Source organism: Streptomyces sp. NPDC026062 (assembly GCF_055568375.1).
Window position 1 is genome coordinate 45,161 of sequence record NZ_JBVHOQ010000049.1, and the last position, 7,182, is coordinate 52,342.

Genomic DNA, 7,182 nt, shown 5'->3' on the forward strand with positions numbered 1-7,182 from the left:
CCGACGCGATGCCGCGGCGGGAAGTTAATCCGGTCTCACCTGGGGAGGTGGGCCGGCAGCGGGAATGCGGGGCGTGCGACCCGGTGGTGCTTGGCTCGCTGGTCGACGCCCCCAGGACGGAGTCATCCGTCCTTCAATTCCTTCGGAAGGGATACCGGCAGTCAGTCCGGCTGAGCATCGTTGGGGTATGGATTCAAGTGCGGCGTTTTCGACGTGGTGGGGTCGACGGAGTCCGCGCCTCGGCACGTAGGCCAGCAGTCCTTCTGCGACAAGGGGCCCGAGCGCGGACCATGCGCTGACCCAGTCGATCCCGAACTCTCGTCTCAACGGCCAGTAGACGTAGTCTCCGGGCTTGATGACCCCCGTATCGATGCGCGCGCGCACGATCTTGAGGAGTTGCCTTCCCCTCATCGCGGGCATGTGGATACCGACGCCCGGCACGTCGACCAGGAACCCCTCGGCAATCAGAGGGTCGAGTGCGGACCTCTGCGCCGCGCTGCTGATGTCGATCTGCCACGGCATCTCACCCGATATGGGCCTTCCCGGCTTGATCACGCCGGCCACGATGCGCGCCCACACGAGCCGCCGGATCTGAGGTCCTTCCAGGAGGGGCATGTGGATACCGACGCCCGGCACGTCGACCAGGAACCCCTCGGCAATCAGAGGGTCGAGACTGGGCGACACATCGGGGTCACCGATGCTGACCGTCCCCGGCAGCTCGGCTATGAAGCCGCCGGGCTTGATCGCGCCGGACACAATGCGCTCCCAGACGATCTCCACCGCCGTTTCCGGGGCAGGATCGGCGCGGTGCTCCGACTCCACGCGCGGGGAGAGGCCGAAAGTGTCCATGGCTCGTACGACGTATTCCCCCGTGGGGAGGGCGTCGATCAGTCTTTCGTCGGCCAGTGCGTGCAGGGCGTCCCGCAGGGACAGTTGGGAGACGTCGAGCTGGGTGCACAGGTCCTTGCGCCGGGGGAGCTTGCTGCCTGGTGGGTAGACGCCCATGCCCAGGAGCGTCGTCATGGCCTGGTGGGCCCGTCTGGCACCGATGTTCCGTGACGACGAGCCGGCCAGCCGCTCGCCGCGGTCGGCCCCCTCCAACCACGAGAGGTGCTGTGTCATAACTGCCCCTCGCGGTCCGGCCGCGCCCCCGGAGCCGGAGTGGCGGGCGCGCACGTGGAGATCCCAGCCGGAGAGGGGCTGGGGGTCACGTTGCGCGTGTCGAGGCTGACGCCGCGGTTCCCGAAGTACTGCTCGAAAATATCGAGAGGAAGTGCCGCCTTCCTGGTCAGGGCGGTGTGGCCGGAGGGGTTATTGAAGTACACCCGCTCGTCGCTGATGCCGCGGACGAGGACGAGGTGTCCGCCCTTCCGGCGGGGCGTCACGTCCGGCGTCCGGATCTCCTTGGACACGCTGGCCATGACCATCCGCCCGGCCCCGCACAGCACCATGAGCTCGACCATGGACAGCGTGGGGTGCGCCTCGGCCGGCATGCGGTGCGCCCGCTCGGCAAAGTCGACAAACGGCCTGTAGATCAGCCCCTTGATCCTGTCGCCGGTCACCTCGTAGGCGCCGGCCCGTACGGCGCCCTCGCGCAGACTCCACAGGGTCGGTGTCGCCCAGTCGCGGTGGAGCAGCGCCATCTGCATGCACACCATCCCGCACAGGTGGGGGGCCCACTGACCGTATTCCTGCTGGGTCGGCGCGCCGGAGTGGGCCCAGGCGGGGTCGTCGGCGGGGTCGTGGCCGTGGTGGGCGATGGCGGCGATCAGGTTCGGGCTGGCGTACTGCGTCAGCGGCGGTACCGGGCTGTGCACCCGGCCGGGCTCAGTACAGCACTGAAACGTGGTAGGCATAGGGGTCGGTCCTTTGCATGGAGGAGGCCAGCAGGGATTGGTAGGTGCCAGCCGACGTTGCCGCCAGACAGGACAACGCCGATCGGGCCCCGGGGGAGACGGTCCAGCGCCTGCACGAGGTTCGGCGGATACAACCGCGCCGACGGCACCGCCTTGAGCCCCCAGTGCCGCCGGAGGCAGGTCGTCGCGTCCGCGATGGCCGACTCGGGCATGGTGATGACTCACGCCGCCCGGGTGATCGGATGGTTGAGGATGTCGGTGAGGATGTCCCGATCCAGGCGCAGCACGACCGTGTGGTGGTCGGACAGGCCCTTCATGTCGACAACCTCGACCTCGCGGACGGCGGGCAGGACTTCCGCACTGGCGTAGATCCGGTCAATGCGAGCGTCCGGCCCGTGGGTGTCGTAGGCGTCGACCGTCGGCGCGACGGCGGAAGTGTCACCCGTCGAGGTGGCGAGGTGACGGGCGACATCATGCAGCCCGGCAGTGCGCAAGGTGTCGTCCGGTCGGTCGTCCATCCGGCGCACCCCGTCCGGGCCGATGTAGGAACGGTGGGCCCGGTGGGGCTCGTCGGGGATGTTCTCCAGGACGGGCAAGGCCGGGTCGCCGGCGACCCCGGGGGTGGGGTAGCTGTTGTTGTCGCCACCGAGGAGCGCCGGGTAGTGGACGAGTCGGCCGTCATCGACCTTGACCCACTTGTCGCCCCACTGCGTCAGCCGTTCGGCCTCCGCCAAGCGCGTTGTGGGGGAGCCGTAGTTGAGGTGGTACGAGCCGACGACTATAGGGACGGCGCGCTTGCCCGTCCCACGGAGGTTCATGCTGCGCACGGTCGGCGGGAGCACCCACATCGGGCCCGTCATCGGGTGTTCGCCGACCGGAGTGAACACCGTCGGGTCGTGGTAGAGCGCTGTGCAGCATTCACGGCCGATGAAGCCGGTCATGCCCAGTTTGGATTCGGCCGCGTTCGCGAGCGCGTTGTTGTTGTCCTGGGCATCCCACATTTCCTGGCGCAGTAACAGGTGCGGGTCGAGTGACGCAAGGCGCTCATGCATCCTTCGCCACAGACTTAAGTCCCCGCCACCATTGTTCTCGAAGTTGCAGAGCGCCACGTTGATGAGCATTAATAGTCCCTCTTTAGTTACTGATTGATGCGGGTGTATTCGTGTGCATGGTGACGGCTGGTGCCTTACGTGACGGCTTTTGGGTCAGCTTGTCGTCTCGGGGTGCGGATGGAGTGCGGGCCGAGCAGTGAAAGCAGGCGCCTACTGGATCAATCTCGCGGCGATGGTTTGTGGCAGAGGGGAATAGTCGATGTGTGGGGCAGAGTCGGGAACTGCACCGGGATCACTACACCACCGCGGCGAGTATCAGAATGGCGGCGACCGCCAGGAAAACGGTTGCGCGCAGCAGGGCGACCGGAATTCCGCCACTTTTCCCCCTGGGCTGTGCCGACTCTTCCGCGACCGCCATGGTCAGCGCCTGAGTCGCCCGTGCGAGAGCGACCAGGTGGACTCGGCATTCCAGATAGCCGTTCGGGACAACCTGGGCAGCAAGTCTCTGAGCCTCCGTCACGGCCAGCTGCGGTTTCACCATGATGGCGAGCTGGGCGATGTGGCCGCGCAGTCGCAAGGCGAGGTCCTCGACGTCCTCGGCGGACTCAGGTAGGGGCGAGGCATCATCCAATACCAGCGTCACCGTCTCGGAAGCGTTCGCCATCTGGTTGCGCAGCGAACCCGGCGCGGATCCAGTACCAGCCATGACGCAACTCCTCGGGTTCATCACGAATCTTCTGGCCACATGGGTGGGGGAATCAGAACGCGCGGCATCGCGTCGACCGGTACCGGTCACTTCAGGTGACGGCGCGGTAACCAGCAAACACCGGCGCCACACGGCTTGGGAATGACCTTCAGATGACGTTGACCCGTCAGTAAAACTGACTGGTACACCATGGGGCCGCATGCTCCACCGCATCGCCGTCGTCTCCTCCCCCGTCGTCGTGCCTGGTCAGGAACGGGAAAGAGCGCCGGGCCCGCCCGTCTGTGCCCCAGCACAGGTGTGGCAGGCCCGGCGCCCCTTGGGCCGGGCCGGGCGGAGCGGCGTGCACTCCGTCCGGCCCGGCGGACCCGAGAAGCAGGCGTTCTTGTACTGCGTGTCGTCGGCGGTGTCGAAGTTCTGGGCGCCCAACGTCACCTCGACGACGTAGCCGACGTCCAGCACGGCGGGCGCCTAGTAGGCCGGGGTCCTTGTGACGGTCCCTATGGCGGACCTCCTTCGTGCTCCGTCCCTGCAGTTCGGCGGCCCTGGGAATCCGGGCTGCCGCGCTGCCGGGCATGACCAACAGTTAACCCGTAGTGACCCTTCGTCGGTACGGTTGGGAAGGACGGATGGGTATACGAGGTATACGGGGGCGATCATGACCCAGCGGTTACCGAACGAGAGGCTGCGGGAGCTCGTCGCCGAATCAGGATGGACGTACGCTGCGCTCGCCCACGCGGTCCGCCAGGTCGCCGCCGAGAACGGTGAGGCCCTGCGGACGAACAAGTCGACGGTGGACCACTGGATCGCCGGGGCAATGCCGTCAGGGCAAACCGGTCGCTACCTGACGGTCGCCCTCGCCCGCCGCCTGGGCAGGACCCTGACCCCGGAGGATCTCGGCCTGCCGGTCCCGGCCGGCTGGGAGAATGACAGCATCGGGCTGTCCCTTGGCAACGACCCGCTGGAGGCCCTGATACCGATCTGGAGGGGTGACTTGGACCGCCGACGCTTCCTGTCCGGCGCCGCGTACTCAGTGGCCGCCGCCGTCCTGCCGCTGGAGCACGTCGGTGATATCGCCTCCCGCGCGGCCAAGGCCCGCACCGGCGCCCGGGTCGGGCACGCCGACGTCGCCGCGGTGCGCGACATGGTCGCGATGTTCGCCGTGATGGACGAGCGCCACGGCGGCCAGCACGGCCGATCTGCTCTCGTGCAATACCTGATGTCGGACGTCGCGGCCCTGTGCCGGGGCCGGTTCAGCTCCGAGGACGACCACCGGCACATGCTGTCCGCCGCCGCCGTGGGTGTGCACCAGGCCGGCTGGCGAGCCTATGACGGCGGGGAACAAGGGCTCGCGCAGAGGTACTACCTCCAGTCGTACGCCCTGGCCCGCGAGTCGGGGTTCACCGGGCACGCCGCGTTCGTGATGAGGACTATGTCCCAGCAGGGCATGAAGCTGCACCGCCCAGAGCACTGCCTGGCCCTGGCCGCGAGCGCCGTCGACCAGATCCACGGGCGGGTCGACACCCAGACCGAGGCGCTGTTCGCCGTCACCCATGCCCACGCCCTCGCCAAAGCAGGCCAGCGACAGGAAGCGGTGCGGGAAGTCGAGCGCGCCCGCACCGCCCTGAGCTCGGCGAAAGGCGACGACGTGCCGTTCTGGGCGCTGTCGTGGGGCCCGCCTGCCGCCACTGTGCACAGCCGGTCGGCGAAAGTCTTTGAGACGCTCGGGGACCGGCGCCGGGCCGCGGCGATGTACGGGGCGGCGGCGACGAGCCGCCCTCCGGGCACCTACGCACGGATCGTCGCCCTCGACCTGGTTGCCCAGGCCGAGATGCAGGCCGCCGAAGGCAGCATCGAGCAGGCATGCGCCACCTGGGGCCGGGCCATCGACCACATGGACGGCGTGCAGTCGAACCGGACGCACAAGGCCGTGGGCAACATGCGCCGCGATCTGTCCCGCTTCCGCACCCGCGGACTGCGCTGCGCCGCCGAACTCGACGAACGGGCCCGCGATTTCCTGAGCGACCGCCGCTGACCCCCTGCGACCGCCTCCTCGTCCCGCCGCGACAGCACAACCTACTTCCCCGTAGGCCCGAGGGCAGATTCGCCCTCGGCAGACGAGAAAGAGCCACGGAGTACTGGAACCACCTCGGGTGGCCATGTCAACCTACAACCTCCCCGGAGAACACCAGGTCAGAGGCGCTCTTAACGGCCGGAGACCAGCGTGCCGCCCCGGTATCTCTCAGCTGCCTCGCGACATGGTCCCAGTAAGGAGGCCCACCTGCCGAAAGTTGCACTTCAATCGGCCCGCGTCACCGCTTCGATCCTCCTGGCGCTCGGCGCCATGAACGCATGGACCGCCCAGACGAAAGCCGACTACGCAGCCCTCTCCATAGCCCTGTGCCTATGCGTCTGCGCCGCCGGCCTCTTCGGCGAGGACCTGGTGCAGCGCGGGCATCGCCAAGACCTGTTGGTGCTCGCGCACGTCGTGGCCCACCCTGGTGCTGAGGCCCGCGCCGTCGCCCGAGGGGTCGGTGAGACCGAACGAGTCGTGACTCGCAACCTCGGCCGACTTACTGCGGACGGGCTGGTGATTCTGGTCGAAGACGACGCCAACCCTGCACTCAGCTCTTACCGGCTGGCCTCGTAGCCGACGAATGCTGGGCGGAATATAGGCCACGATCGCCGGTTACCGAAACCGGGGATCGTGCAGACCATTGAGGGAGTTCGCACCCGGCTGTGCTTGGCGGTGGAGCCGTGGCGAATAGAGCCGTCGTTTTTCAACCCCTGATGTGGGTGGAGGCGGCTTTGTGGATGTGTATAGACGTTTTCGAGGAGGGTGATCGCACTGCCGGATCCCATAAAGAAGCTTCCGCCGGACTCGAAGGGGAGGATTCGATATCGATTTGTCGTCGACGTAGGAATCGACCCCGAGACGGGCAAGCGTAAACAGCTGAGGCGCACCTTCGACACGTTGAAGGAAGCTAGGGCAGAGTACGCGAACGTAACCAATCGGCGCCACGAGGGGTCGCTTGTTCCACCCAACAAGATCACCGTGAATGAGTGGCTTGATCGGTGGCTGGTCATGAAGGCACAGGATCTCGAAGAGACCACCATCTACAGCTACGAGATCACCTTGAATCGCGTTCGGGGGAGGCTCGGCAACATCCGCCTTCAGGAGCTTACTGAGGAGGACGTAGAAGAGTGGAGGGACTGGGCGCTGGCGCACGGCCGTATGCGTGGGAAGAAGGCCGCGACTCCACTGGGTGTCACGAGTGTCGATATGAGCCTCGCCCGATTGAAGGAAGCGCTGGGAAGAGCCGTTACCCGGCGATTGGTGTATGTCAATGTCGCTGCGCACGTGACCATTCCCCGGCGGGCGCGCAAGGAAGAGAGGAAGACTAAAGAGGAGGTGGTGCCTTGGAATGTTCAGGAGGTTCAGAAATTCATCCACGGTATTATTGATCCGAAACGCTTTGGGTTCAGGCTCGTTGACGGTGTGTGAGTGATCTGGTGGGGGATGCGCGGACCTGGTCGCCGGACGCGCAGGAGGCTGTGCGGTTGCTTGCGG

The 7,182-nt window shown here is 66.7% G+C and carries 8 protein-coding genes; 3 read left to right on the top strand and 5 right to left on the bottom strand.

Annotation, left to right across the window (positions count from 1 at the left end; all coding sequences use genetic code 11):
- Nucleotides 1-24: 24 nt before the first annotated feature.
- The 5 genes from ACZ4LX_RS32670 to ACZ4LX_RS32690 all read right to left on the bottom strand — a co-directional run bounded on the left by ACZ4LX_RS32670 (nt 25) and on the right by ACZ4LX_RS32690 (nt 4,073).
- Complete coding sequence (locus tag ACZ4LX_RS32670) at nt 25-1,122, bottom strand: GntR family transcriptional regulator (RefSeq protein ID WP_467650532.1); 1,098 nt, start codon at nt 1,120-1,122, stop codon at nt 25-27.
- Nucleotides 1,119-1,856 carry a peptidase gene (locus tag ACZ4LX_RS32675; RefSeq protein WP_467650533.1) on the bottom strand — a complete coding sequence of 246 codons (738 nt, stop codon included), beginning with the start codon at nt 1,854-1,856 and terminating at the stop codon, nt 1,119-1,121. The genes ACZ4LX_RS32670 and ACZ4LX_RS32675 overlap by 4 nt, the downstream gene beginning before the upstream one ends.
- Before the next feature lie 221 nt (nt 1,857-2,077).
- Nucleotides 2,078-2,977 (bottom strand): endonuclease/exonuclease/phosphatase family protein, encoded by a 900-nt coding sequence (locus ACZ4LX_RS32680; protein ID WP_467650534.1) that lies wholly within the window; start codon nt 2,975-2,977, stop codon nt 2,078-2,080.
- Between the two features lie 226 nt (nt 2,978-3,203).
- Nucleotides 3,204-3,614, bottom strand: coding sequence for a DUF6415 family natural product biosynthesis protein (locus tag ACZ4LX_RS32685; RefSeq protein ID WP_458336861.1), 411 nt, complete (start codon nt 3,612-3,614; stop codon nt 3,204-3,206).
- A gap of 246 nt (nt 3,615-3,860) precedes the next feature.
- Nucleotides 3,861-4,073 (bottom strand): hypothetical protein, encoded by a 213-nt coding sequence (locus ACZ4LX_RS32690; RefSeq protein ID WP_467650535.1) that lies wholly within the window; start codon nt 4,071-4,073, stop codon nt 3,861-3,863.
- Nucleotides 4,074-4,269: 196 nt separating this feature from the next.
- Here ACZ4LX_RS32690 and ACZ4LX_RS32695 point away from each other — a divergent pair, with 196 nt between their 5' ends.
- The 3 genes from ACZ4LX_RS32695 to ACZ4LX_RS32705 all read left to right on the top strand — a co-directional run bounded on the left by ACZ4LX_RS32695 (nt 4,270) and on the right by ACZ4LX_RS32705 (nt 7,116).
- Nucleotides 4,270-5,646 (top strand): hypothetical protein, encoded by a 1,377-nt coding sequence (locus ACZ4LX_RS32695; RefSeq protein ID WP_467650536.1) that lies wholly within the window; start codon nt 4,270-4,272, stop codon nt 5,644-5,646.
- A 309-nt stretch (nt 5,647-5,955) separates the two neighbouring features.
- Complete coding sequence (locus tag ACZ4LX_RS32700; protein ID WP_467650537.1) at nt 5,956-6,261, top strand: MarR family transcriptional regulator; 306 nt, start codon at nt 5,956-5,958, stop codon at nt 6,259-6,261.
- 189 nt (nt 6,262-6,450) lie between these two features.
- Nucleotides 6,451-7,116 carry a tyrosine-type recombinase/integrase gene (locus ACZ4LX_RS32705; protein WP_467650538.1) on the top strand — a complete coding sequence of 222 codons (666 nt, stop codon included), beginning with the start codon at nt 6,451-6,453 and terminating at the stop codon, nt 7,114-7,116.
- The last annotated feature ends 66 nt before the right edge of the window (nt 7,117-7,182 follow it).